Below are 25,059 nucleotides of genomic sequence, written 5' to 3' on the forward strand. Positions count from 1 at the left end.
ACGGGCATTTTAAATCAGTGCTGTTATGAATAGAAATGGTATAATTTCAAAAGCTAATTTCCTTTAAGGAATATCTAATGAATCTCGACAATTTGGCTCGTATCGATCTTAACTTACTGGTGATACTGCAAGTCTTACTCGAAGAACGCAGCGTGACTCGCGCTGCCATTCGGTTACACGTCAGCCAATCGGCATTGAGTAAGAGCTTAAACCGCCTGCGAGACACCTTGGACGATCCGCTATTTATTCGTACCGCACACGGCTTAAGACCCACCGCCCATGCCATGCACCTTGGGCAACAACTGCCCACCATGTTGCAGGGGCTTTATCAGTTGACTCAGCCGCCCAATTTCGAGCCTGCTAGCAGTAACCGCCAATTTTCTTTTGCCATGGTGGAAAGCGCCTACGAAACCCTGATCCCCTACTTTATTGGTCCGTTACTTTATAATGCACCTAACTTGCGCCTAGACTCTTACCTCTGGCTAGAAAAGTCACTGCCTGCATTACAGCAAGGACAGATAGACTTTGGCATCACTGGCCGCGACCTCAGCCCGCAATCGGATCTGATTATCGAGCGCCTACCCGAAGGCATTGCCCACCAAACCCTATTTAAGGATCATCAGGTCTGCCTCGTACGGCATGGGCACCCGATCCTCGCACTCGTCAACAGTGATGCATGGAGCCTAGCCGTCTACTTAGAGATGTCTCATGTACAGGTGCGTTGCGAGGGCAATGAGTGGTGGGCACTCGACTATTTTTTGGCTAATCTGGGCCACCGCCGTCACTTAAGCACAACGGTGCCAGACTTTTATGGTGCCGCCAGTGTTTGCGCCCATAGCGATCTTATTTTTACCCTGCCCTCTAGCTTTGCTAGCCACGCACAGAAACTCTACCCCTTAGTGGAATTACCCTTGCCTCTGGAATTTTCGCCTTTAGCCTACGTCTTACTCTGGCATGAACGTAATAATGAGGATCCTGGACACAAATGGATACGAGAAACCATTTGCAAAAGCGTAGCGCAGGCCTTTAATCAAGCCGATGCAAATGATTCAGCACACATTAAGCCTAATGAGCTTATCATCTGATATTGCAGAGTCTGCCGAGACACTCGCTGCCAGCTCGCACTAAGATTAAGCTAATTTAACGTGATCTCTGCCGCCTAAATAGGCAGAATCAAGCCTAAGCAAATTCAGGAGAAACTATGATTTATCATCAATTTCAGCAAAATCCTTTGCAACATAGGTTCACTGGCACCAAAGGGTGGTTGGCATTTGCTATCGGTTTAGTTGTGATGACATTGGTCTTGCTAGCGCTGCCCTTTATCATCTTAACCGCGGCGGTGAGTTTGGTTGTGTTAAGCGTTTTTGGGCGTTTATTTTTAAAGCGCCAACTGGCTAAGTTTCGCCAATATTCGCCAGCGCAAGATGAGATGCCTCATCAAGCTCAGCGCCGCCATACCCAAGCGGAATACTTTGAACAACAGGCGCCGTTTTCCGCTAAGCGCGCCCCTCGCCAAGGCCGAACCTTCGACCATGATCCTAATGAGTAAGTCTGTACTAGCTGAGGCCATTGGCCTCAGCTAGATGGCATAGATGCACTCAATCAGTATTTAATAGCACCAAAACTTACCTGCAAACTCACCTCTAAGCTCAAGCTATCCAAGCCAATTTATGCCCCAGCAGCCCATTAGCCTAAACGTGTTAAATCGGCTCAGATAATAGCTCTTTAGCCCGCTCTAGCGCCGAGACCTCGGCCTGATTATCAGTGACCGCCAGCACATTGTCGATTTGCGCCACCAATGAGCGCCATAACGGTGCGATAACCGCCAGCTCTTGTTCATTTGCACGGGCGCGCGCCATGTTAAGCAGTGCCGCCGAGCCGACCACATCAATACGCCCCAAAATGCCATCGGCTAAGGCGATACTCAGTTCAATCATCGCCGGAACACTGTGGCCATATTTAACCACTTGACGCAGATAACGTTCGGCCACGCTATAGTCATCACCGAGGGCATTGTCGCTATTAAGCATCTGCTGGGCTCGATTCAACATGGCGTCGAGCTGGCCTTGCTCTGCCGCTTCGGCCATCCAATGCTGACTGGCTAATGCGTCGGGCTCACACCCCTCACCTCGGGCTAACATTAAGGCTAAATGATACTGCGCATGGGGAAACCCAGCGTTAGCAGCTGTCGAAATGTAATGATAGGCTTGGCTATAGTCGCCTTGCTGATAATAGAGCACCCCAAGATTGGCCATCGCTTCAGAATGCTCTAATGCCGCAGCCGCCTGCAGATAGTGCAAGGCATCACTATGGCTGACCTCAATATGCTCGCCTCCCACCAAATAGAAATACCCCAATAAGGCCATGGCATTGGCGACACCCGCTTTAGCTGCACCGATGATCGCAGTTTCACCAGCGCTGACATCTGGCTCGCCGTTATAACCGTGCAACAGGCTAACCCCATATTCATATAAGGCGTCAATATGATGAGGCGCTGCCTGTGCAAACCAATAGGCTGCTTGCTTAAAGCTGTCTGCGCTGCGCAGGTGCTGCGCCTTAGGCTCGTCATCTTGCTCTTCTAGGGCTTGCTCTTGCTCACGCTGCATCAGGGCACGGGTTTTTAACGACATCCCCACCAAGTACTGAGCCTGATGGTCGTTTTCCATGATCGCCCGATAACATAAGTCGCGACCGGCAATCGAATCGAACGGTTCAAACTGATACTCAGGTGCTGGCCGTTGGTGTATCAAGGGAAACAGCTCAACCACTAACCTGAGTAAGCGTTCAATTGCCCGCTGCGCCAACTCTTGCAGCGCCTCGGCGGTTAAATGGTATTTTTCCGGATGAGCCCCTCGATTACCATCACCGCGCAGCCGATGCAGGCTTCGAGTGATACGCACATTGATCACTCGATGGCGATTCAGGGTCTCAATATGATCGTAAAGGTTAGGGCTATCAAAAATAATCTGCTGCGACTGGGCTAACTGATCCGTCAATTTATGAGTAAAACTGCGGATATGCAGCAAGGCTTGGGTAGGCACATCACGTACGTAACTCTTGGCGATACGATAATCTTCGCCAAGCACTTGAGAAAATTCGCTCACGAGTTCGATATCGGTCAGCACGGCATACACTCCGTAAAACTTACAAAAAAGGGCCTATTAGGCCCTTATATAAACATTCGCTACACCTGCTCATCGATGCTAGGGCGCGACACCATGTATAAGCGAAACAGCGCAACGTTAACAAATAACCCAAAAAACGCCACGCTTACCTCGACAATCAGCATCAGCGGAAAGCCAACAGCTGAGGCGAGTTGCGACAAGGTGCCACCCAGCAGAGATAATGGAATATAAAGCATTAATACCAGTAACGTTTTAAAGGCGATAGCAGAGCTAAACTTGAAACTGCCTTTAATCGCTTCGAGCGGTGTTAATCGCTCGACCACCACCATGAAGTTAACATAGGCGAGTCGAGCAAACACATAGATGCTCAGGGTCAAGCCTATCAGCCACAAGGGGCCAAAGGCGGCAAACAACATCACTGGAGCTAAAATCAGTAACCCAGACATCACACCCGCCAGCAATAACCCAGGCACAAAATTTAAACTGGTTTTTAAAATCAAGGCATTAGATGGTTCATGGCCATTGGATCTCACTTCCATAAACAGGGTTAACGATGCAATCAACACCGAAAAGACCAATAGCAACACCATCATAGCGACCATATGAGATGCACCAAACTGAGGGTTCTCTAAATCGGCACTGTTGATCTCCATTCCCAGCCATAATTGAATACTCACCTGAATAAACAAAATGGGGACGGTTAAAATAGCTAACTGACTAATATGATTGCGAAAGAAGTTATATGCTTCGGTCAAAATCGCTGATAATGACATAGGTCGTTCCAATAGATAATGATAAACCAACTAATAAGTCGCACAGGATACCGAAATTTCCTATCTAATGCACAGCAGATGTCTAAAAATAACGACGAAATCTTGCCCGACTTAAGCTAATATTAGCGCCACATTAAATTGATTCACCATAGGATGGTAAGTGATGAAGTCACTCAAGATGGTTCCACTACTGCTCAGTACTCTCGCTTTCAACGGCGCAGCTCACGCGGGCTGGCTCGATAATTTAAGTAACAAGACTGAACCCCAAGTAACGGCGCCGCAGACCCAAAATAACGATCTGGTTAGCACTGTCATGTCACAGCTCGGGCTCAACCAAAACCAAGCAGAAGGCGGACTCGGCAGCCTACTCTCCTTGGCACAATCTACTCTAGGTGACGAGAGTTTTGCACCGATTGCAGCGGCGATTCCGGGAGCGGATATGTTACTTGGCGCCGCGCCTCAAGCCGATAACGGCTCGGGCATGTCGGGCTTATTATCACAGGCTGGCGATCTGGGAGCATCGTTGCAGGGTGGCGCACAGGTTTATGATGCCTTTGAAAAGTTAGGCATTTCTAAACAGCTGGCCATGCCGATGGTGGATATTGTTAAAAGTTATTTAGACACCAATGCCGGTGCAGGTACCAGCGATCTGCTGCTGCAAGGGCTCGGTGCAATCCTGTAGTCACAGCTTCCACGCCCAAGCCTAGCTTTGTTATTATGGTGAACTCTTCACTATTATCGGGTTCTAACCGATATCGAGGCAGTAAAAGAGAATCATGATGATAGCAAAGCTAAAACAGTTGCTCGCTTCTGAGCGCCAAGCGATATCACCACAAGAAAAAGCCAAGCATCTTAACCTTGCAGCGGTCAGTTTACTGCTGGAGGTGGTTTATGCCGACGAAACCCTGAGTGATGAAGAGCTGCATCTGTTACCCAGCCTGCTCACCACCACGCTGTCGTTAGCGCCAGGCGAGGTTGATGAGCTGATTGCAACGGCGCAGGCAAATCATAAAGATGCCACCTCATTGTATGAATTCACCACAGAGATTAACCAGCAGTTCAGCTTAGCGGAAAAGCAGCAGCTGATCTTAGCCATGTGGAAGCTGGCCTATGCCGATGGTCACCTGTGCCGTTATGAAGATCAGATAGTGCGCCGCACTGCAGACTTGCTACATCTTAAACACAGTGAGCTTATCCAGATGCGCAATGCGGCAATAAACCAACTGCCATAACGCACAGGCACCAATGGCAGCGCGGGCAATCATTGTCCTTTGCTTGGCATAGGTGCCTTAGGCTCAACGTAAATGAGTCAACATAAATAGTGGCGTTTCGACTGCCCTGCGTCGTTAACAAGCGTATTTTTATGGCACTATGACTTATTTAAGCTGAGGGCTAACTTGCGTGCCTGATGGCTTTTTTGCCACCACAATAAAGGCGCCACCAACAATACTAAGCCTGTGGCATACCACATGTTATTGCCTAGCGCCTGCATCATCAGCAAACAAAACAATATCCCCATCAGAGCCAGTGGCAGGTAACGTTTACTCAGCAGTTTGACCGCCGCCATCATAGAAACCAGATAAATAATCACAAATACGCCGTTGGTCCAGGCAATCAGGTGTTCCAGCTCTTGCCCCGAAAGATAGGTCAGTACAATCACTAGCGCCATGGTCAACAATACCGCTATCAGTGCGCGCACTGGCACTCTGTGGCTATTTAACTGCATAAAATAACGTGGTAACACCCCTTCACAGCTAAAGCTCCAGATCAACCTAGACACACTGGCGGTATACACATTAACGGTCGATAACCCACCGGCAATACCTAGTATACCAATCACTTGTGCGCCATAGCCTCCCAGTAATTGATCAAATGCTGCCACCATAGCTAGGCCATCAGTGGGCGGCGCAAACAGTAACAACGCCGTACACGCCACATAGACCAAGCCAACCAAGACGGTACCGATAATCATCGCCGCCATCATATCTTGCTTAGGATCTTTAAAGTCATTGGCGAGATGCGTCATGGCTTCGATACCCAAAAAACTCCAAAACGCGATACCGGCGGCCGCCATCACCAGGCTCATATCGCCGCCCGCTTGATGGGCCGCCAACTCAAATTCGCCAAGGTGGCTGCCACCGGCGCCAAACATCACCACCACCACGGTCACAATGGCCAGCGTTAGTGCAAACTGCAACTTAGCCGAGACCTGGATCCCCCTAAGGTTCAAGACCAAAAGCAACAAGAGTAACCCCAGCTCAGTGAACACTTGCTGCCAGCCAGACAGGGCCACCAACTCATTAACAAACTGAAATGTCATTAACACCGCCGCCGGTGCCCCTAAAGGGATCACCAACAAAAAAATCAAACCTATGGTGCGCCCTGCAGTGCGGCCAAAGGCCTTTTCAATAAAGTAAGCCGGCCCCGCCGCATGAGGAAAGATGCCGGCTAATCGGCCAAAGACCAGTGATACCGGAATAATGGCTAAGGTCAGTAATATCCACGCAAGTATGGCGCCCGTGCCCGCGGTATCAATCGTCATCTGCGGTAAAATAAATACCCCGGTACCCAGCAAAGTGGTGGCCATTAAACCTGCTCCCTGCCAACGCCCTATGCTGCCTTGAATATGAGTCATCTTGTTATCTGTAAAGGTGGTTAATGCCCATTAGTATAGACTTGTGTGACGCAACAAACTGTCATAGCATTGCGTCGATGTTCCTATGGCGACCGCCATTTTGACGTCATTTTACCTTTTTACCGACAAATCGTCGCCGCCGCATGAGAGACACTCGATGGATAAATTTGATAAAGCAATCATCAGCGCATTACGCCAAGATGCACGCCAGAGCGTGTCACATATTGCCGACAAAGTCAGCCTGTCGCGCAGTGCCGTATCTGAACGTATCAAAAAGCTGGAGCAAAGCGGTATTATTCGCGGTTATCAAGTCTTACTCAGTGAGTCGCAAAAAGAGGGGGTATCGGCTTATTTTGAGATCCAGCATCAATGCCGTAAGAGTGCCGATGTGGTGCATGTGTTTCAGTCGATACCCGAAGTAGTCACATGCCGTGGGATCACTGGCGACATGGATCTGCTAGTGTATGTGCAGGCCAGTTCGATGAAACGCTTACATGAAATTCGCGAACATATCGATGCCCAAAGCAACATCATTAAAATTAAAACTCACGTGGTGATGAGTGAATGGATAGACAACCGCGCCCAGTAACTATATCGAGTCGTCCCACTAGCCAATAGCCCTGTGGCGTGTGACTAATGGGACTGACAAGCCTTATCAGTGATGGCAGCGCATACAACTGTCTGTCACTGGCGTGGAGGCGTGCACCTTATGGCAATCACTGCACATCATCAAATAGGAATGTGACTGATGATAAGGGCCATCAAGGGTATCGACACTGCCGTGACACTCAATACAAGCGCGGTTTTCAACCTCATTGTTAATCGATGGTTCGCCATTTTCATGGCACGTTTCACAATCGCCATTGAGCATATGAGTATCGACCACCGATTGCGCCTGCACCATTAAAGTGAGGCACAGCAGTAGCGCTCCTAATCCCAATTTGTACATCGCAACCTCCGACGGCTAAGCCACCGTCATCTGGCCGGTGTAAAGAATGAAGTTGCGCAACAACAATACGCCCGTCAAACTACACATGGCCGTGACCGCCACATAAGAAAACTTACGCTTAGCCGAGGCTTTCATGAAGAGGTTAAAGGCCAGCGGCAGACTCAAGCCTACAAACACAATACCGCCCCAGAATACCCAGCCCCAGAAGCCTTCACCTATCGCCCTAAAGGCGGCTATCTTGCTGGCACCACCACTCAATATCAATCCGACAAAGAAGGTAAAAATTAACACCATTTCCACCAAAATAATCGGGATCTCAATATTGTGGATAAAGTGCACTTCTTTGCCATCTGGACTGCCCTTCATCAGCACGCCACCAAGCAGGGTGCCTGCCGCACCAGAGGAGAGGCCAGAGAACAGAAACAGTAAGGGCAATACCGGATTATTAAGCATGGGATAGGTGGTTAACGCCGACAGCAAGAAGCCGGTATAGGCACCCAAGGCCACCGCCGAAATCGCCAAGATACCAGTAATACTAGCTTCGGCACTCACCAGCCACTTTAATAAGCGTTGCACACGTGGCCAGCGCTGCTCACAAAACGCGAGCAACGGCTTTTTAAACACACATGCTAACCAGGCAAATAACATCGCTTGGTAAAACATCAACACCGCCACCCCAACCGACATCACAGAGGTAGGGTTGTAAAACACCAATATCTTCCAAAAATCAAACGGTTTGGTAAGATCGATCACCAAAATGCCCAAGCCGGCAAACACACTCAATGGCGCGATAATACATGCCGCTTGCACGAAAGGAGATCGATAAGCATCATCGCCTAAGCGGAACTGTTTTAGCAAAATCGCAAAAAACACCGCGCCGGCAGACACTCCAGCTAAAAACAGGTAGATCGCAATCGGCCAATGCCACACAAGGCCGTCAAAATGGAATGGACTCATAACCTTACCTCGCCGTCTTGTGAGCCAATACGAAATAACTTAGGACGTGTCCCAAGCTCGGTCTTAGTGCGATAGTTGGGCGTATGCTTTAGCACCTGCACTACTTGTGAATCGGGATCTTGCAGATCGCCAAAAGTCAGCGCTTGGGTTGGACAGGCACTGACACAAGCCGGTAACTTGCCCTCTTTTAAGCGCGTCTCCTTACAAAAATCACACTTGTCGGCCGCCTTAGTAACTGGGTTGATAAAACGCACTTGATAGGGGCAAGCTGCGATACAGTATTGGCAGCCAACACATTTCCACGCATCGACACTGACAATGCCCGTCGCCTCATCTTTGTACGCGGCACCTGTGGGGCAAACCTTAACGCAAGGGGTATCTTCACAGTGCTGGCAAGAGTGGCGGGTAAATCTAAAATATTGCTCCGGGTACTCACCATAGGGGCCTTTACGCTCAATGCGCAGCCGGGTTACCCCTTCGGGCACATTGTTAACCTCGCGGCATGCCACGCTGCAAGCATCGCAGCCGATGCATTTGGTTTCGTCATGGATCAGGGCATATTTTTTAGTAGTTTGTTGCGCCTCCCCTAACGGGCCCTGCGCCACAGTGTAACCAGAAGCCCCCACCACTAAGGCGCAAGCGGATTTCAAAAACAAACGTCTAGAGTTTTTCATCATCACTCTCCTTAGGGGTAATACCATGACACTTGCCACATAAGGCGCTGCGCTCCTCAGTCGCCAAGGTCATCATAGGATCCGAATCGCTGTGCAACTGATGGCAGTTGGCACATCCCACCTTGTTTGAATGCACGGCATGGGTCCAATCGGCTTGATAAAGAACATCGTGCTCATGGCACTGCGAGCAACTGTCCACCTGAGCGGTCACTTTTGTGTTCGAATCGGCACTAAAACCGACGATCAATGATGGCTGGCGAGGATGCTTACCCTTTTCGCCATGACAACTTTGGCAGGTTAACGCTAACGCATCATTACCGTGCACTCCTGCCATTAAACCGTTACGTTTATGGCACTTAACACATTTATCTTGATTGATTTGCAAACGATTCACTTCGGCTTTCACAGGCATAATATTCAGCAACAAGAGAGCTGATATCGACACCGCGCAAAACGCTATTTTGCTGAATAGGGACATAATGAGTCCTCACGAGATGAGAGTGATAATTGAATTAACAACTGAAAAATAGGTGCTGAAGCCGTCGCCCCAGCACGCTAGACACTATGCCGCCATCGATAATGAGCGGGTTAAGAGAGCTTCATCACAAGGCACATCGGTATCTAGATGAAGCACTTTAATGCCCACTTGGGCTAGCGAGTGTTCAATAAACGCATTTTTCTCAGGAGAGTTATGCTCAGGATCGGTAATAACCAACTTCACCGCTGACGATTCTGGATCCACTAATACATAATCTAAATGACAGGCTCTTAAATATTCATGCGCCTGCTCATCCTTATTATTATCAATATCCAAAATACTGTCTAAACAGGTACCATAAAGCACACTGTATTTACTTTTAAATGCGCTACTCAATTTAGATAAAAAGACTTGAGCCTTGGCACTCACGGTACTTCCTTTAAACTTAAATACTTTCCCCTCGGATTTCTCATCAGATTTAAAAAATTTAATACAGGTCATTGCAAATGTCACGATTACAAATGGAACAACCACAAATAAAACAAAGTAAATAAAGGCATAACTAAAAACTACTGAAGCATTCATAATTACCTCCAACATTCTAACAATTATTATTTTTTAACGCATGGCCATTATTTATAAACAAGAAAATCTAAACCTTGATTTAGATCACACAAGAAAAACTAACAATACTTATTTCAAGCAATTACAATCACCATCATAAAATCCTATTTTAAAATATAGAAACAAGAAAATCAGAAAATATATAAGCTAAATATAAGATATAGATAACCGGATAATGCAACATGCATAAAACTGATGTGAAATAGTATAAAAAGATTAATGAATACCTAAGATATAAATAAAAACAATTAAAAATACCAAGAAATTAAATATAAGAATAACTTAGTTTCATAATATGCATAACCCATTAAGTGACATAACAATCATTTAGCAAAAATAGTTAATAGATTTAGACAAATGACAAATAAACTTCCTTATGATGTTGGAAGGAACACTTACGTTTAAGGGGTATATCAAATGAGAGATATAATATTCAGCGACCTGGATCTACTGTGTCTAAATATTTTTGTACACCTATATGAAAATCAATCAGCGACCTTTGTATCTCAAAAGCTCAACATACCAGCCCCAAAAATAAGTCGCAGTTTAAAGCATGCACGCGAAATATTTGGCAATGAGCTTTTTATTAGAAAAAGATATGGATTAATCCCAAACGAATACGCCAGCAAAATCTATCCTGTCGCAAAAGAAATTGTAGAGTGCTCCAAAGCCTTACAGTCGTTTAAAAATGAAAGTGTAGAATGCAATAACTTACATTTTAATATTGCCATTCCTACACCGCTATACCGTAACTTATCTAAAGGGATCCTAAATAATATTAGAGATGCTGGTAAGCAAATATCGGTTTCATCGAAATCTTGGACCCCAAAAACACTGGATGAGATTAGCAAAGGCAAAGTAGATATCGGCTTGTGTTACAGCAAAAATAACACTGAACTCCATGCTGTAAGTAATATCTGTACCATAGCTTTATCGCCATTAAATAGACTGTTGCTTATCGCTAACGAGCATCATGATATTTACCATCAAGAGATCACCTTGGAAACGATTGCCAAGCACCCTTTTGCCAACCCAAATATCGGTGGAATCAAAAATGCGGTTTCGCCTTTTCAAGAATATTGCAATATTACCGGACTAACACTGCACAGCGACGTTGAAGCCAAAAATATCAACTTTTTGTTCGATTACCTCAGAAATAGCCAAGCGTTAACACTGTTACCATTTAACGAGAAATCAGAGATCACTGAAAATATTGATGGCTTACATTCATGCGAATTATCTCAATTTGAAACCAACCGAATTTATAGCCGGATAGCGCCACCTATGCTGACACTGGTTTACAACAGCTGCGACAATGGTCAACCACTACAATGGATGATCAACAGCATTATCGACAGCTACCATCAATCCAGTAGCCAAGCACTGCCTTCGATAGCCGAGCTTAGCCTTGCTCAGTCTCCAGCAGCTGTTGGTGGCAGTTCTGATGGAGTTTAGTCACTTTATCTTGCAAATTGGCCAACAGATGAGAAGTGAATAACTTATCGTTGCCATGATGAAATTGCAGGTAATAGTGGTAAGGCACAAACCGATTTGAATCACGACATTCACGATTAAAAAATTCAGACACATCAATCATGGCAAGCTCAGGACGCTGGCGAACAAACTGCGGCGCAAGCGCCGAGGCAATCCAACAAATATCATCGCAATGAACCACATGATCCAGTGCCACATTAAGACTCGATGTTTTTAAGCTAACCGCCAGATTAACTCCTAACTTTTGTGCAAGATCCTCGAGCCAATGGCGTTTACCGCCAATCAATGAATAATTGATAAACACAAAGCGGTGGCTAAATAACATAGGAAGCGACAAGGTTTCACTAAAAATAGGATGATGCTTTTTGGCAATAATATAGCGATATTTGACCTCGCCTAAATCGACACTTTCAATCGATTGATGCAGATCCACATTAATCCCCACGCCATAATCAATTTTGCCTTGGGCGATAAGACTAGGCGTATTGTCGCTCCACTGTTGCATATTAATCGTGACATTACGCCCTAATAACTGACACACCTCTTGCACCGCTTCGGTTAATAAGCCAGCTTGATGCTCTTGCGCAGCGATAGTCAATTCACTCTGTTGGGGTTGCCTGTGATGTATGACAATACTCATCTCATCATAGGCTGCTACTATCGCCTTAGCTAAGGGATAAAGCTTTTCGGCCATGGCATTAGGCTGTAAACCATATTGTTGGCGTACAAATAGTTCATCCTTTACCCATTCGCGCAGACAACTCAAGGCACGACTCACCTTAGGTTGAGTGGTATTGAGTTGCTCTGCGACCACAGAGCCATTTTGATATTCAAATAAACCGATTAATACCCTCAGCGTAAAATAGTCTAGTTTAGAAAGTTCCTTTTTATTCACTATGTTAACCCTAGCCATCATTTCCGTATTGAGCCAGATTAGCATAGTAATACCTAGCGAACTTTTGACCATATCAAACATTGCAGGATTAACAGTATGAAAACACGATTGTGGGGGGCAGCTCATAAAACAAGCGCACAACTGATGATTAAATCACCAGTAACGCTGCAAAAAAGACACATGCAAAACAATTTAATCTCAATACCAACAAAATGTATCAATAAAAATGTCACCCTCATGACCATAATAAACTAAGCCAACCTTGCTCAAAATGTGATATCGCGAGCTAAGCCTTACTCCTAATCCTTAAATCGCGTTACACTAACCTCAATCGAAACCTTAAAAACTTCATCGTGATCAATGGATAAAACAGCCGAGCTCAACTTATTGTGGGGATCGATACTCCTCGAAGAATTAGCACGCCTAGGTGTGCAACATGTTTGCATGGCGCCGGGGTCTCGCTCTACGCCGCTCACCTTAGCTGCGGCAAAGCAGACTAAACTGAAGCAGCATCTGCATTTCGATGAACGCGGGTTAGCCTTTATGGCGCTGGGGTTAGCCAAGGCTAGTCGCGCTCCTGTGGCCATCATTACCACTTCGGGCACGGCTGTGGCTAATCTTTATCCCGCCATCGTTGAGGCCTGGCTCACCCATGTGCCACTCATCGTATTATCGGGCGATAGACCACCCGAATTACTTGACTGCGGCGCGAACCAAGCCATTGTTCAACCCGCTATTTTTGGTCATTACGCTCAGCAGGTAAACCTGCCCACGCCAGATCTACAGATCCGCCCTGAGGCGCTGCTAACCACTATTGATAACGCCATTGCCAACCAGACTCAACCGGTACATATCAATTGCATGTACCGCGAGCCACTTTACCCTGGCACCATGAGCGCCGATTTTACTCACTATCTGAGTACGCTGGGTAATTGGCAACATACTTCGCAGCCCTTTAGCCAATACGCTAAGGCGCAGCTGCACAGCACGCCCAGTAGCGATGCCTTAGCGCGCTTTGTCCATGGTAAAGGCGTCATTGTGGTGGGCACCTTAGCGCCCCATGAGCAGCCCGAATTAATTATCGAGCTGGCGCACAAGTTGGGCTGGCCGATCCTCACCGATGCCCAATCTCAACTGAGACAACATGGCGCAGCCATAGGCAATATCGACCAACTGCTGCTGCAACCTAAGGCTAAATCGCTGTTACAACAGGCTGAAAAAGTACTGATGTTTGGCGGGCGCCTACTGTCAAAACGCTTAATTAACTACTTGGCCGAACAGAAATGGAAGAGCTATTGGCAAGTACTGCCCCATCAGCAGCGGTTAGATCCCAGCCATACGCCAAAACAGATTTGGCTCTGCCCAGTTAACGTCTTTAGCCAATTGGCTTGGCCACGCTCGTCACAGGCCAACTGGGCGGTGCAATTAATCGAATTAAATCAACGCTTGGATAGCCTATTCGCGCAGCAGATAGATCAAGGGGAATTTGGCGAAGCTCAGGTGGTACGCGCCATTGCGATGCAAACCGATAAGCAACTGTTTATTGGTAATAGTTTGCCGGTGCGCTTGTACGATATGTTTGCCCCTACCACGGCCACCATGGCAAGTATTTACACTAACCGCGGCGCATCGGGTATCGACGGTTTATTAGCGACCGCCTGCGGCATTGCGGCCCATAAAAAACAACCGACCACCTTAATTATTGGCGACTTATCGCAACTGCACGATTTAAATTCATTCGCCATTGCCGCTAATCATAACGGCCCACTGGTGATCGTGATCCTCAATAATGATGGCGGCAATATCTTTAATTTATTGCCAGTGCCCGACGAAAAGCTGCGCAGCGAATATTACCGCCTGGCCCATGGCTTAGAGTTTGGTTACGCCGCGGCCATGTTTGGCTTAGCCTACAACCAAGTTGACGACATCAACGCCTTTAATGAGGTCTATCAAGAGGCGATTAACCATCAGGGCACTTCGGTGATTGAGGTCAACGTGGCTCAAGATCAAGCCAGCTCACAGATAGCGCAGATCGCTGCATGGATAAAGCAAAGCTAATGCTCGCCTCGCGCTGTTATGGCCAGCCCACGAATCCCTGTTTGGTATTACTGCATGGGCTGTTGGGCGATAAACAGGACTGGCAAGACTTGATGCCGCGTCTGAGCCAGCATTTTTACTGTGTCTGTATCGATCTGCCTAGCCATGGCGATAGCCCGAGCCTAGCGCTGCCTTCGCCGGGCTTTATGCAGGTTGCCAGCCTGATCCGCCGTACACTCACAGCGCTCAATATCGAGACCTTTCACTTGCTAGGTTACTCCCTTGGTGGGCGCATCGCCCTGCATCTGGCGCAGCTCATGGCGCAGCAGATCTTAAGTGTCAACTTGGAGTCGTGCCACCCCGGGCTGACCAGCCAGGCGCTACGCGAGCAGCGCTTGCACTGTGATAAACAGTGGCATGAGCGCATGCTACAGATGTCGCTAAGCGAGTTTCTTAACTTGTGGTACCGCCAAGCCGTCTTTAGCGATCTTAGTGATAGCGAGCGCGCGCAGCTCATCCAACGTCGCAGCCGCAATAAGTTGGCCGCGCTGCAACAGATTTACCTGCCGACCTCACTCGGCTTACAGCAAGATCTGTCCTGCTTACCCCATCAACTTGGCGTGCCTTGGCATTATTATGTCGGTGGCCAAGATGATAAATTTTCGGCATTAGCCACTGCATGGCAACAACGCGCACCCCTGTACCTACATCGCTTTGAGCATGGCGGCCACAATATTCACCTAAGTTGCTGTGAGGCCTTTTGCACCACCTTAATTGAGCAACTCACCACGCCAGATACCTAGGCAGCCCAGTGAGATGGCACCGCACTTGAAATCGGGCCAATAGCACAATAAGCTGAGCACGCATTTATTTGCCAATAAAGCGCCTTTGCCCCCAAAAGGATCGTACATGAGACTGTTAACCCTTAACCTGTATCGCTACCATATTCCACTCGAAACCCTATTACCTGTGGGTAATCAACGTATCGATAGCCGCGAAGGCCTAGTGTTACAGGCCAGCACAGCGCTGGGCTGCGAGGCTATTGAAATTGCGCCGCTGTCGGGTGTCGATATCGACGGCCAACCCTTAACGGGCTTTAGCCAAGAGCGACTCGAGCAGGTGATTGACGCGCTCGTTGCCGCCATGCCATCGCTACCGGGGCAACCGCTTGATGCCCTGCTTGACCTTGCCGAGCACACGACCATGGCCTCACTCGCCTATGGCTTAAGCCTGTTACATGCCAAGTTGTCGGGGCAACTCCCTAGCCTGTTGGCGCAACGAGCTTTGCCTCGCACAGTGCCGCTTATCTACCGTCATCAAGATGAGCCCATAGCCGAGGTTGGCCAGCGAGTCGCGCAACTCGACCGTCAGGTGTATGCGGTCAAGGTGAAGGTGGGGCAAACCTCAATGATGGAGGAGATCCAATTAATTCATCAAATTTTGGCGATCAGGCCTGATCTCAAGCTGCGTCTCGATGCTAATCGCTGCTTTGAACTGCAAGATGCCATCGACTTTTTAGCTTGCCTACCCTTAGAAGCGATTGAATATATTGAAGAGCCATGCCGCGATCCCAACCACAATCCACTGTTATTCAATGCATTAGGGATCCTCTATGCCCTCGATGAGAGCCTTAACGATCCGCGTTATCAATTCACCATGCAGGCGGGCCTTAGCGCCTTAGTGATTAAGCCTATGTTGCTGGGCACCCTAAGCCGCTTACAGACGATCATCGACACCGCCCACCAGCACGGCGTGCGAGTGATCATCAGTTCGAGCTTAGAGGCGAGCTTAGGCATCAATGCACTGCGCTGCATTAGCCAAGCATGCACTCCAGATGAAGTGCCCGGGCTAGACACCTTGCGTGCCTTTAGCTGCGATTTACTCGAGCCCAGTGATAAGGCGCGCTGCCTCAATCTCGACGACTTAACCTTGCTTTACAGCGTATAGGAGCTCAGATGCCCCAAGTTCATTCGCCACTGCATCTTGCCGCCAAACACTATCCACAGCAGGCGGCACTCTATTATTGGGCGCAAAACCAGTATCACAGCATCAATTATCAGGCTCTCAGTCAGGCGGTTTGCGCCTGCGCACAGCAACTCACCCAACAAGGAGTAAGGCTTGGCGATCGCCTCGGCTGTATCGATAATAACTCGCTAGAACTGGTTATCTTATATTGGGCTTGTGTTGACACTGGCGTGATATTTTGCCCCTTATCACCTCGTTTCCCTGCACAGCAAATCGCCAGTTTGAGCATGCAATATGGCCTGCGCCATAGTTGGGCTCAAGCTGCCTATCAGCATCTACTGCCAAGCGCGGGATTAGTCGTGAACTTTAGCGCCCGCGCAGCCACGGCTCCTCAGCCTATCGACCATCTGCGGCCCTGCAACGTTATTCTCACCTCAGGCAGCAGTGGCCAGCCTAAGGCGGCGGTGCATTGTTTGGCCAATCATATTGCCAGCGCACAGGGCGCTCGCGAGGTGATCCCTATCGCTCAGGGTGATAACTGGTTACTCTCTTTGCCGCTATTTCATATCGGTGGACTCGCCATCGTCAATCGCTGCGCCTTGGCTGGTGCCGCCATCACGCTGCCGACAGCCGAGCTCAGCTTGGCTGAACAATTACAGCAACAGCCCCTGACTCACCTGTCACTGGTCGCCACCCAACTGGTGCGGCTGCTACAGCAAGATAAACAGGCACTACGCCACGTCAAAGCCCTGCTACTGGGAGGCGGCGCTATCGCCCCCTCGTTACTGCAACAACTGGCACCGCTAGCCATTAACGCCTACACCAGCTATGGCATGACCGAGATGGCATCGCAAATTACCACCGGGCTCGCCACCAGCAAAGGCAGTAGCGGTAAGTTATTAAATGGGCGCGAGTTAACTATTATTGATCACAAGATCTTGGTTAAGGGAGACACCCTGTTTTTAGGCTATCTAACCCATGATGGCGGTAACAATTTATGGCGCCCGCTCGATGATCAAGGCTGGTTCGATACCCAAGATTTGGGCCATTGGGATAAGGATGGCGATCTGGTGATCAGCGGCCGCGCCGACAACATGTTTGTCTGTGGCGGTGAAAATGTGCAACCCGAAGAGATTGAAGCCGCCCTTAAGCGCCACCCTGACATCATTGACGCGATTGTATTTCCGCTGCCTGACAGTGAATTTGGCTTCCTGCCAGCGGCCATTATCAAGGGCAGCATTAGCGATGTCGCCCCGCTGGATGATTTTGTGCGCCAGTATATTGCCAGCTTTAAACGCCCGCGCCGTTATTACCCTTGGCCTGATATCGCCAGCACCAGTTTAAAGGTGCCACGTAAGCAGCTTATTGAGGCGGCGCTGGCTCGGCAGGCTCGGCTTTAACGGCCCGACATTTCCGGCTCAGGCGTTTACCGTTTAGCCAGCCACCTGTACCACATTGATGTCACACTCTGCCTAAAATCTGCTTAAGCACTGCCCACCAAGGCTTGTTGCCCCACAATGCTAGGCGCATAATACGCACTATGTGATAAGGCGAATCTCGGTGGGGAGTGACTCACGATAAACGCTATTAAATTTAGCCATAAGCGGTGACACTTCCTGTGGCTTAACTGGCACCTAACTATTCACTTAACCATGCCACTTAGCGACGACACTAAAGAGACACTAAACTGACTACACTATGACACTACTACGCTCTATTGGTCAGCAGTGGACTAAGTCTACCTTGGCCCATCGCCTCAGTTTAAGTTTGCTGCAATCGATTAACGTGCAGCAACTGTTTGGTGGCGCCACCTCATTAAAAACGGTCACCCATACTCTGGCCGCATTGGTTTTTACCCAAGGCCAACCTGTGTGGTTGCCGCCGATGGAAGATGCCACAGAGCACCCCTTGCCGCCTGAGTTAGCCCTGCACTGTTTATTCGAAGCCAGCCGCTTGCTGTTTGTCAAAGAGTTAGAGCAGGGTCAACTGAGCCAAGCCGAACATCTGATCCTCGCCATCGCCAATCAGTGGAGTGTCGAGCTGCAAAAAAGTCCTGCCGAACAGGCCCACAAGCCTAGCGAGCCACGCGATGAGCCCGTTGAGCATCACCTATTAGGCGCAAGTGAGCTCAGCGATAATGGCAAGCAGCTATGCCACTTATTGCAAACTATTCACACTCAGTTAGAGCAGGCGCGCAGCCAACAGCGTCAGGTGAGCCGCAATATGGGCCGCAACCCCAGCTAAATAATAAGCCCGCTCTCTTATCGAGAGCGGGCTTATTTGTCTGACCTTATATCACGCTCGACGACGAGCGCGTTAACTCACTCGTGAGCCAAGGCGGGCGTTTTCACAGGCTTTATCGCCACAGATGCTTAACGATACCCATGCTTAACGATATAAGCGGGTCTCTTTCGGCAGTAGTTGAAAATCTTGTTGTAACTGCCCCAAGAAGTCGCTGCCAAGCAAGGCTAAGCCACGATAAAAATCTGTGGTGGCGTACTCATAAGCGAGAGCGAAACAACGCGGCGCCCACGGCAACAGGTGTTGCTGCAGTAACACTTGGGTAAAACGCACCAGTGCATCATTTTCAGGCTCTTGGCTTAGGCGACCAAAGGTTTGATCCAGCACCGCAAAAAACAGACCGATATGATCTAAAGGCTGTGGAAAATCCACCTTAACCTCTACCCCATGCGCACGATAAAACGCCATTAGCGCCATGGTCGATTTGTCGTTGAGCAACTGCTCCTCGCCCAAATAGACCGACCCTTGCGGCACGGCATTAGGCTCACCCGGACCAAAAAATAGCTGGCCATAATCCAGTTTAAGGTCAACCAGTTGTACTTCGTCACTCGGGTCTGACTGCCCAGCCACCCAGCGCTGTAAATACTCTCCGAGCAAGGCTCGCCCTTGGGTATTTTGCTGGCGCTGCGCAAATACCGGCCAGCTAGCAGCAACATCACACTCTGCTAATCCTTGCACCAATTCGGCATCGGGATAGCGAATTAAACAATGATGCAAGATGCGCGCTAACCCTTGATATGCCTCTAAATCGATTGCGGCTAAAGGCGCTTTACTGACAGACTCTACTTTTGAAGACATGATTTACCTTACAAGCTAAGCGGGCTTAAATTGCCCGCCGCTTAAATACCACTTAAAGACTAAAATGTAACACTTAAACCTCTGATGGATTTAAGATGCTACCTTCACCGCTGCCTGCTGGACGACCGTTAACATTGGCCTTGATGATCAGGTTAGGTGATGTAATTGAGGGTGATGGCAGTGGCGCAATATGCCCGTCACCTTCACCATATTTAGCGCGTAAATTCTCCATAGTATCAAAGTCTAACGCACGCAGCGGGCAAGACTCAACACACACGGGCTTACGGCCTTCGGCAATGCGCTCAAAGCAGCCATCACACTTAGTCATCACTTTACGCTCACGGTCGATCTGCGGCGCATCATATGGACAAGCCCGAGCACAGCTTTCACAACCGATACAGATATCTTGTGCAACGTGAACCAAACCGTCTTCACGGCGCTTATGCATGGCACCGGTTGGGCACGCCTTAACGCATACTGGCTCAGAGCAATGGTTACAGCCGATCGACATGTAGTAAGCAAAGACATTTTGCTCGAAACAGCCGTTGTTGCCGACAGTCCAATCGCCGCCGCCGTATTCATAAACACGACGCCAAGTGACGCCATTTAACGCAGGTAAGCTATTGTCTTGTGGATTACTGTTATTACGAATGTTATTGCTTTGACGGTCTTTGCAAGAGACGTGACAGGCTTTACAGCCAGTACATTTAGTGCTGTCTACATAAAAACCGTATTGAGTTGATTCAGTCATAATTCACTACTCTCTTAAATCTTTTTAATGGCAACACGGATGGTGTGCTGTGGGTTACCTTTAGCAACAGGGCTTGGCTGATAGCGAGTCAGCGAGTTAATTGCGCCGCCTTCGTCTAGCGTATGGCCTGTGCTACCGACAGTGTTACCTGGGCTATACCAAGCGCCTTGACCCAGAGCAAATACCCCTGGTGCCACACGTGGAGTCACGCGCACCTTCACGGCAATCGAACCACGCTGGTTGTACATCTCAATCTTGTCGCCCGAGCTTAAGCCGTGCAGAGCAGCGTCCATGGGGTTAACCCATACCGCATCCTCTACCGCTTCGCGCAGCCAAGGCACGTTGTGATAGCTTGAGTGTGTCCGCCCCTTAGTATGGTAACCCGCTAACTGGATTGGATAATCCACCTTAGTGTCTTCATCTTCATAACCATCCCAGGTTACTGTGTACTGCGGGATAGGCGTGATGGTGTCACCTTTGATGCCACTCGGATTTTGCGCACTGTTCTCTTGAGTCCAGTTAGCCGCGCGCCATGCCAGCTCGGCAGAGTAGATCTCAATTTTGCCACTTGGCGTAGTTAGCGCTTGACCATCCTTAATGTAACTTTGCATAGCCACGTGGTTGTCGTTCATGTTTTTACGGAAGAAGCCAATCGCTTGGGCCTCTTTGTAAGTGGCTGGAAATGCTGGAACCACACCTAAGTTTCTGCTGCTATCTTTGGTTTTTTGATACAGCTCTTCAAGCCACTGGGCTTCCGTTTTACCCTCGGTAAACTCGGCTTCACAGCCCATATACTTGGCAATTAACGCTGCCGCTTCATACATAGACTTACAATCCCACATAGGATCGATAGCCGACTTCATGGCGGTGATATAACCCAAGGCACCTGATGCATAAGAGTCGTTCACCAGATCGTTTGACTCTAACCAGCTGGTATCAGGCAGGATGATGTCGGCAAATTTAGCGCCCGGCGTCATCCAACAATCACAGCTAACAATCAGCTCAACCCCGTTTTCTTCATCACGTAAGATGTCGGCGGTATTATTGATCTCGGCGTGCTGGTTCAGTAGCGAGCTGTCTGAAGCAGAGATGATCACCTTGATGTTAGTGCCAAGCGGAGTATCCAAGTCGTCGGTACCACGAATACCGTGGGTCCGCGCCGTCATGGTTTTGCCGTTGTGAATCGCCTCGCTCCACGTAAAGAAGGAGATGCTTTCTTTCACAGGATTTGAGCCCGCAGGAATGCCCGCGCGGTACATACCGCTCATGTATGGCAACTCACCGTTAGAGGCCCCCAAGTTACCCAATTTGCCGGTTAATACCGATAGCATGTAAAGCGCGCGCATGCTCTGCTCACCGTTAGCTTGACGGTTAACCCCAGCGCCAACCACGATATAGGGGCGCTGCGATGCCATTAAGTCATCGGCAATTTGCTTGATTTGCGCTTCGGGAATACCGGTGATCTTTTCTGCCCACTCAGGCGTTTTCAACGGTTCGCCAGCATAAATGCCTGCACTTAAGATGTAGTCACGGTAGTTGTCGTCAGGGTTCATCACCTGAGCGTACTCTTGCTCTTTTTTATCGCTACTGGCGGCAAATATCGCTTGTTGCGCCGCAATCGAAGCGGCGTCATAACCGACGGTAAACTGATTGATAAAGTCGAGTGAATTCGCATCGACCCAACCTGTGCTTATCATCTGGTATGCAATCGCTTCGGCCAGTGCAGCATCGGTACCGGGGCGAATGGGTAACCACTTCGACTCTTTGCCTAGCATGGAGTCGGTATAACGCGGGTCAATCATCACCACTTTTAGGCCGTTCGATTTTTGCAGGGCTTTTAAGTAATCGTAACCCTCGCCCGAACCAGACTGACGGATTTCGCTTGGGTTGTAGGCGATACCTAATAGGAAGTCACTGTTTGACAAGGTCACAGTGGAAGACCCACTGGTGCTGCCGGTACCAAAAGTGTGCTTCGCAGCTTCCATCTGCTGCGCCCAAGAGTAGTTACCATAGGCATTTAGGCAGCCACCGTTTAAGTTGAATAAACGGTTAAAACAGGCATTGGAGGCAAAACCATAGTAAGCCCCCGAACCGTAACTACGGAAAATGGCTTTGTTACCATGCTCGGCAATCACCGAGGTTAATTTGGTACCAATCGTCTTGGCAGCTTCATCCCAGGTGATAGGCACAAATTTACCTTCACCACGCTTGCCCACACGCTTCATTGGGGTTTTTAAACGGTCAACCGCATAGGTACGTTGACGCAGTGAACGGCCACGTGCACAGGCGCGTACTTGATAGATGTCGTCACCATCAGTAATGTCATGATCGGTTTCAACGCGGGTGATCACACCATCGCGACTGAAAACTTTAACAGGGCAGTTTGAACCACAGTTAACCAAGCATGAAGACCAAGTGATTTGCTCATCACCTACAGGTGGCGTTGGTGGGACCACATTGGCATCATCAGAGCTGGAATTACAGCCAGTAACGGTTGCTGCGCAGCCCAGTGCAGCGCTCATTTTTAAGAAACTTCTACGTTCCATAATCTTGTTTTCCTCAAACTTATTTAATAACTGAATCAACTCACTTCAACTTGTAGCTGAAGGTCAACATCAGTTGATGGGCGTTATAGTTGTGGTTCAGGTCACCCAAGGTGATTAAACCTGCAATGCTATCGGGGGTGACCGAAGCGCTGTCGGTATCGAAATAACGTTCGTACTGGTAAGCCAGCTTTAATGCCATTTGTGGCGATAACAGGTATTGCCCATATAAGCTCACACTGTGGTTATAGGAGTAATACGCACCATAGTTGTCGCTGCTATAGCCATTGACGCCTGTGTTGCTGTCAGAGTTAGCAAATAGGTAATCGACACCTAAGGTTAATCTGTCTTGCATCAAACCTGAGTAGGTCGCACCTAGACCCAAGTTGATGAATTCATCCTGAATTTCGGCTTGCCAGACAGAGGCTTGATCGCCACTTTGGTCTGAATCAATCCACTGCTGGCCAGCAAAGGCGTACACGGCGAGCGGTTGAGTGACTTGAGCATGCACATTAACGTCATAACCATAATCTTGTGCTTGAGTCAGGCCGATGTCGGTCGCGTTGTAATCATCATTGGCATAGTAAGTACTTGCATCGAAGGTGAGCCAGGTGAGCGGTGTGTAACTGGCTCTGGCGTTGACTTCACTGCGCTGACGGTCGGCAAGATGATACTTGCGCATCAGCGACTCACTCTCTTCGCTGGTCAATTCATTGGCTTGATAATCGCTGCCGCCGCGATCGCTATAGCTCACACCAAAATCAAGGATCAGCTTGTCGATAGCGCGAATGTTTAACTTGCTCCACAACTCGTTATCACGGGTCTCTTCGCGTTCTCCGTAGCTGCGCTCAACCTGTTTATAGTTGTAACCCGCTTGCAGGCGATAGCCGCTAGCAATGCGATAACTGGCATCGGTTTTCAGCGTTTGGCGATCGATATCCATAGGGGTATTTTGCTTAAACGCCCCCGATACTGGGTTGTATTCATACTGGGCAAAATCAAATACCGATGAACGATTATCACGCTTGCTGTAATCGTAACTGGCGCCCAAACGTAAGCGATTATTCAATCGGGTGGTCGCAGCCAAGTGAGTATTGAGGGTATCGACTTGGCCATCCCAGTTTTGGATGGGGTTGCCACTCATCTGCACTAAATCTTGATCTTGGATCATACGACCCGTCACCACACGGCCACTAAAGACACTCGATGCCAAGCGGTACTGGCCCGATAACGCCACTTGGTGGGCTTGGTTATCTGGGGTGGCGCTATACACATCGGGGGCATAAGGCAAACTAAGGTCGCCAAGATTATTGCCGTAACGTGAACCGTGATAGCTCAGCTCTGACAACCAGTTACTGCCATCAAGCACCACGCCAGCACTGAATTTATCTGTGGTTTCATCGACGGCGTTCGCAAAATTGATAGGACTTGGGCTGGTTAAACTAGCGCTGCGATGCCCGGTTTTCTCTTCATGGTTATAGCGGGCATAACTGCTTAGCCCTAATCCCAATACAGAGGCAAAGTCATACTCAAAGCCGATGCCGCTGCGCTGTCTTTGCAGCTCAAGATCCAGTATTCGAGTCTGCTCGCTTGGGGTCAGCATGCCGTTGTTTTGCCAAAGATTGGTGGCTGCATTGCTGCCATGATTGGTGGTGATCGTTTGATAATCTAGGTCAAATTTATATTGCCCAGGCTTGCCCGCTTGCATCTGGATAAAGCCGTTATCCATACCGAGCTGGTGCGCCTGTACATTGGCGCGGTACCCACTGCCTTGATAGGCCACATCACTGTTAACACCAGCGACAGCGCCATCGGTATCGGTGCCAAGCTGGTTGATGGCATGGTTGTCATCGGCATCGATAGCACCCACGCTCACGCCAACGCTACCACTGTGACCTTGAGGCTCGACGCAACGTTTACACTGATAACTGGCTTGGTTGATGGCGCTGGTATTGGCATGTTGAATACCAAAATCAGCCGCCAAGGCGCTAGTGCCCGAGCAAAGCAAAGCCAGAGTGATCAGGTTTAATGAAAAAGGGTTAATTGAACGCATAATACTC

Annotated in this window: 24 protein-coding genes; 11 read left to right on the plus strand and 13 right to left on the minus strand. The window is 48.8% G+C overall.

Annotated features, from left to right (window positions below; translation table 11 throughout):
- The first annotated feature begins 77 nt into the window (after positions 1-77).
- A complete protein-coding gene (locus DVO77_RS13665) occupies positions 78-1,085 on the plus strand; it encodes a LysR substrate-binding domain-containing protein (protein ID WP_110458278.1) in 1,008 nt (335 codons plus the stop codon).
- Positions 1,086-1,201: 116 nt separating this feature from the next.
- On the plus strand, positions 1,202-1,549 hold the full coding sequence (locus DVO77_RS13670) for a hypothetical protein (RefSeq protein ID WP_110458279.1): 348 nt from the start codon (positions 1,202-1,204) through the stop codon (positions 1,547-1,549).
- A 151-nt stretch (positions 1,550-1,700) separates the two neighbouring features.
- Here the strand turns inward: DVO77_RS13670 and DVO77_RS13675 are convergent, their stop codons facing one another.
- Together DVO77_RS13675 and DVO77_RS13680 are read right to left on the minus strand one after the other, a co-directional pair.
- The gene (locus DVO77_RS13675; RefSeq protein WP_119978723.1) at positions 1,701-3,125 is read right to left on the minus strand and encodes a tetratricopeptide repeat protein; all 1,425 of its coding nucleotides are present in this window, start codon (positions 3,123-3,125) and stop codon (positions 1,701-1,703) included.
- Between the two features lie 59 nt (positions 3,126-3,184).
- Complete coding sequence (locus DVO77_RS13680) at positions 3,185-3,898, minus strand: hypothetical protein (RefSeq protein ID WP_110458281.1); 714 nt, start codon at positions 3,896-3,898, stop codon at positions 3,185-3,187.
- Between the two features lie 163 nt (positions 3,899-4,061).
- Here DVO77_RS13680 and DVO77_RS13685 point away from each other — a divergent pair, with 163 nt between their 5' ends.
- Positions 4,062-4,580, plus strand: coding sequence for a DUF2780 domain-containing protein (locus tag DVO77_RS13685; RefSeq protein ID WP_119978724.1), 519 nt, complete (start codon positions 4,062-4,064; stop codon positions 4,578-4,580).
- Between the two features lie 97 nt (positions 4,581-4,677).
- The gene (locus DVO77_RS13690; protein ID WP_119978725.1) at positions 4,678-5,130 is read left to right on the plus strand and encodes a tellurite resistance TerB family protein; all 453 of its coding nucleotides are present in this window, start codon (positions 4,678-4,680) and stop codon (positions 5,128-5,130) included.
- Between the two features lie 137 nt (positions 5,131-5,267).
- Here DVO77_RS13690 and yjeH read toward each other — a convergent pair whose 3' ends face one another.
- On the minus strand, positions 5,268-6,533 hold the full coding sequence (gene yjeH / locus DVO77_RS13695; RefSeq protein ID WP_119978726.1) for an L-methionine/branched-chain amino acid transporter: 1,266 nt from the start codon (positions 6,531-6,533) through the stop codon (positions 5,268-5,270).
- Between the two features lie 157 nt (positions 6,534-6,690).
- On the opposite strand from yjeH, the gene DVO77_RS13700 reads away from it, so the two are divergent.
- Positions 6,691-7,122, plus strand: coding sequence for an Lrp/AsnC family transcriptional regulator (locus tag DVO77_RS13700; protein ID WP_110458285.1), 432 nt, complete (start codon positions 6,691-6,693; stop codon positions 7,120-7,122).
- Positions 7,123-7,188: 66 nt separating this feature from the next.
- Here DVO77_RS13700 and DVO77_RS13705 read toward each other — a convergent pair whose 3' ends face one another.
- The 5 genes from DVO77_RS13705 to DVO77_RS13725 form a co-directional block, all read right to left on the minus strand.
- Positions 7,189-7,482: a cytochrome c3 family protein gene (locus DVO77_RS13705; RefSeq protein WP_110458286.1), complete on the minus strand. Its 294-nt coding sequence runs from the start codon at positions 7,480-7,482 to the stop codon at positions 7,189-7,191.
- A gap of 15 nt (positions 7,483-7,497) precedes the next feature.
- Positions 7,498-8,439, minus strand: a complete 942-nt coding sequence (gene nrfD, locus DVO77_RS13710) for a cytochrome c nitrite reductase subunit NrfD (RefSeq protein WP_110458287.1) — start codon at positions 8,437-8,439, stop codon at positions 7,498-7,500.
- Positions 8,436-9,113: a 4Fe-4S dicluster domain-containing protein gene (locus tag DVO77_RS13715; RefSeq protein WP_119978727.1), complete on the minus strand. Its 678-nt coding sequence runs from the start codon at positions 9,111-9,113 to the stop codon at positions 8,436-8,438. Before DVO77_RS13715 ends, nrfD begins: the two co-directional genes overlap by 4 nt.
- A complete protein-coding gene (locus DVO77_RS13720; RefSeq protein ID WP_119978728.1) occupies positions 9,100-9,591 on the minus strand; it encodes a cytochrome c3 family protein in 492 nt (163 codons plus the stop codon). Before DVO77_RS13720 ends, DVO77_RS13715 begins: the two co-directional genes overlap by 14 nt.
- Before the next feature lie 84 nt (positions 9,592-9,675).
- Positions 9,676-10,176, minus strand: a complete 501-nt coding sequence (locus DVO77_RS13725) for a DUF2726 domain-containing protein (RefSeq protein WP_119978729.1) — start codon at positions 10,174-10,176, stop codon at positions 9,676-9,678.
- Positions 10,177-10,632: 456 nt separating this feature from the next.
- Between DVO77_RS13725 and DVO77_RS13730 the strand changes: the two genes are divergently transcribed.
- Positions 10,633-11,670 carry a LysR family transcriptional regulator gene (locus DVO77_RS13730; RefSeq protein ID WP_119978730.1) on the plus strand — a complete coding sequence of 346 codons (1,038 nt, stop codon included), beginning with the start codon at positions 10,633-10,635 and terminating at the stop codon, positions 11,668-11,670.
- Here DVO77_RS13730 and DVO77_RS13735 read toward each other — a convergent pair.
- A complete protein-coding gene (locus DVO77_RS13735; protein ID WP_162924195.1) occupies positions 11,618-12,604 on the minus strand; it encodes a LysR family transcriptional regulator in 987 nt (328 codons plus the stop codon). The genes DVO77_RS13730 and DVO77_RS13735 overlap by 53 nt on opposite strands.
- Positions 12,605-12,964: 360 nt before the next feature.
- Here DVO77_RS13735 and menD point away from each other — a divergent pair, with 360 nt between their 5' ends.
- The 5 genes from menD to DVO77_RS13760 all read left to right on the plus strand — a co-directional run bounded on the left by menD (position 12,965) and on the right by DVO77_RS13760 (position 18,850).
- Positions 12,965-14,662, plus strand: a complete 1,698-nt coding sequence (gene menD / locus DVO77_RS13740; protein WP_119978732.1) for a 2-succinyl-5-enolpyruvyl-6-hydroxy-3-cyclohexene-1-carboxylic-acid synthase — start codon at positions 12,965-12,967, stop codon at positions 14,660-14,662.
- Positions 14,644-15,444, plus strand: a complete 801-nt coding sequence (gene menH, locus DVO77_RS13745; RefSeq protein WP_249038182.1) for a 2-succinyl-6-hydroxy-2,4-cyclohexadiene-1-carboxylate synthase — start codon at positions 14,644-14,646, stop codon at positions 15,442-15,444. The genes menD and menH overlap by 19 nt, the downstream gene beginning before the upstream one ends.
- Positions 15,445-15,550: 106 nt before the next feature.
- Entirely contained in the window at positions 15,551-16,588 is a 1,038-nt protein-coding gene (gene menC, locus DVO77_RS13750; RefSeq protein WP_119978733.1) for an o-succinylbenzoate synthase, read from the plus strand.
- An 8-nt stretch (positions 16,589-16,596) separates the two neighbouring features.
- Entirely contained in the window at positions 16,597-18,006 is a 1,410-nt protein-coding gene (gene menE / locus DVO77_RS13755; protein ID WP_119978734.1) for an o-succinylbenzoate--CoA ligase, read from the plus strand.
- 298 nt (positions 18,007-18,304) lie between these two features.
- Positions 18,305-18,850 carry a hypothetical protein gene (locus DVO77_RS13760; RefSeq protein WP_119978735.1) on the plus strand — a complete coding sequence of 182 codons (546 nt, stop codon included), beginning with the start codon at positions 18,305-18,307 and terminating at the stop codon, positions 18,848-18,850.
- Between the two features lie 144 nt (positions 18,851-18,994).
- Here the strand turns inward: DVO77_RS13760 and DVO77_RS13765 are convergent, their stop codons facing one another.
- The 4 genes from DVO77_RS13765 to DVO77_RS13780 form a co-directional block, all read right to left on the minus strand.
- Positions 18,995-19,705: a TorD/DmsD family molecular chaperone gene (locus DVO77_RS13765; RefSeq protein ID WP_110458297.1), complete on the minus strand. Its 711-nt coding sequence runs from the start codon at positions 19,703-19,705 to the stop codon at positions 18,995-18,997.
- Between the two features lie 73 nt (positions 19,706-19,778).
- A complete protein-coding gene (locus DVO77_RS13770) occupies positions 19,779-20,456 on the minus strand; it encodes a DMSO/selenate family reductase complex B subunit (RefSeq protein WP_119978736.1) in 678 nt (225 codons plus the stop codon).
- 14 nt (positions 20,457-20,470) lie between these two features.
- Positions 20,471-23,002, minus strand: coding sequence for a DMSO/selenate family reductase complex A subunit (locus DVO77_RS13775; protein ID WP_119978737.1), 2,532 nt, complete (start codon positions 23,000-23,002; stop codon positions 20,471-20,473).
- A 40-nt stretch (positions 23,003-23,042) separates the two neighbouring features.
- The gene (locus DVO77_RS13780) at positions 23,043-25,052 is read right to left on the minus strand and encodes an MtrB/PioB family decaheme-associated outer membrane protein (protein WP_119978738.1); all 2,010 of its coding nucleotides are present in this window, start codon (positions 25,050-25,052) and stop codon (positions 23,043-23,045) included.
- Positions 25,053-25,059 lie beyond the last annotated feature (7 nt).

Source organism: Shewanella algidipiscicola, assembly GCF_003605125.1.
Lineage (GTDB): Bacteria > Pseudomonadota > Gammaproteobacteria > Enterobacterales > Shewanellaceae > Shewanella > Shewanella algidipiscicola.

What these genes read in the sequence shown, in the direction of transcription:
- DVO77_RS13665 (WP_110458278.1), top strand. Translation starts at nt 78, where the DNA reads ATGAATCTCGACAATTTGGCTCGTATCGATCTTAACTTACTGGTGATA.
- DVO77_RS13670 (WP_110458279.1), top strand. Translation starts at nt 1,202, where the DNA reads ATGATTTATCATCAATTTCAGCAAAATCCTTTGCAACATAGGTTCACT.
- DVO77_RS13680 (WP_110458281.1), bottom strand. Translation starts at nt 3,898, where the DNA reads ATGTCATTATCAGCGATTTTGACCGAAGCATATAACTTCTTTCGCAAT.
- DVO77_RS13685 (WP_119978724.1), top strand. Translation starts at nt 4,062, where the DNA reads ATGAAGTCACTCAAGATGGTTCCACTACTGCTCAGTACTCTCGCTTTC.
- DVO77_RS13690 (WP_119978725.1), top strand. Translation starts at nt 4,678, where the DNA reads ATGATAGCAAAGCTAAAACAGTTGCTCGCTTCTGAGCGCCAAGCGATA.
- yjeH (WP_119978726.1), bottom strand. Translation starts at nt 6,533, where the DNA reads ATGACTCATATTCAAGGCAGCATAGGGCGTTGGCAGGGAGCAGGTTTA.
- DVO77_RS13700 (WP_110458285.1), top strand. Translation starts at nt 6,691, where the DNA reads ATGGATAAATTTGATAAAGCAATCATCAGCGCATTACGCCAAGATGCA.
- DVO77_RS13705 (WP_110458286.1), bottom strand. Translation starts at nt 7,482, where the DNA reads ATGTACAAATTGGGATTAGGAGCGCTACTGCTGTGCCTCACTTTAATG.
- nrfD (WP_110458287.1), bottom strand. Translation starts at nt 8,439, where the DNA reads ATGAGTCCATTCCATTTTGACGGCCTTGTGTGGCATTGGCCGATTGCG.
- DVO77_RS13715 (WP_119978727.1), bottom strand. Translation starts at nt 9,113, where the DNA reads ATGAAAAACTCTAGACGTTTGTTTTTGAAATCCGCTTGCGCCTTAGTG.
- DVO77_RS13720 (WP_119978728.1), bottom strand. Translation starts at nt 9,591, where the DNA reads ATGTCCCTATTCAGCAAAATAGCGTTTTGCGCGGTGTCGATATCAGCT.
- DVO77_RS13725 (WP_119978729.1), bottom strand. Translation starts at nt 10,176, where the DNA reads ATGAATGCTTCAGTAGTTTTTAGTTATGCCTTTATTTACTTTGTTTTA.
- DVO77_RS13730 (WP_119978730.1), top strand. Translation starts at nt 10,633, where the DNA reads ATGAGAGATATAATATTCAGCGACCTGGATCTACTGTGTCTAAATATT.
- menD (WP_119978732.1), top strand. Translation starts at nt 12,965, where the DNA reads ATGGATAAAACAGCCGAGCTCAACTTATTGTGGGGATCGATACTCCTC.
- menH (WP_249038182.1), top strand. Translation starts at nt 14,644, where the DNA reads ATGGATAAAGCAAAGCTAATGCTCGCCTCGCGCTGTTATGGCCAGCCC.
- menC (WP_119978733.1), top strand. Translation starts at nt 15,551, where the DNA reads ATGAGACTGTTAACCCTTAACCTGTATCGCTACCATATTCCACTCGAA.
- menE (WP_119978734.1), top strand. Translation starts at nt 16,597, where the DNA reads ATGCCCCAAGTTCATTCGCCACTGCATCTTGCCGCCAAACACTATCCA.
- DVO77_RS13760 (WP_119978735.1), top strand. Translation starts at nt 18,305, where the DNA reads ATGACACTACTACGCTCTATTGGTCAGCAGTGGACTAAGTCTACCTTG.
- DVO77_RS13765 (WP_110458297.1), bottom strand. Translation starts at nt 19,705, where the DNA reads ATGTCTTCAAAAGTAGAGTCTGTCAGTAAAGCGCCTTTAGCCGCAATC.
- DVO77_RS13770 (WP_119978736.1), bottom strand. Translation starts at nt 20,456, where the DNA reads ATGACTGAATCAACTCAATACGGTTTTTATGTAGACAGCACTAAATGT.
- DVO77_RS13775 (WP_119978737.1), bottom strand. Translation starts at nt 23,002, where the DNA reads ATGGAACGTAGAAGTTTCTTAAAAATGAGCGCTGCACTGGGCTGCGCA.
- DVO77_RS13780 (WP_119978738.1), bottom strand. Translation starts at nt 25,052, where the DNA reads ATGCGTTCAATTAACCCTTTTTCATTAAACCTGATCACTCTGGCTTTG.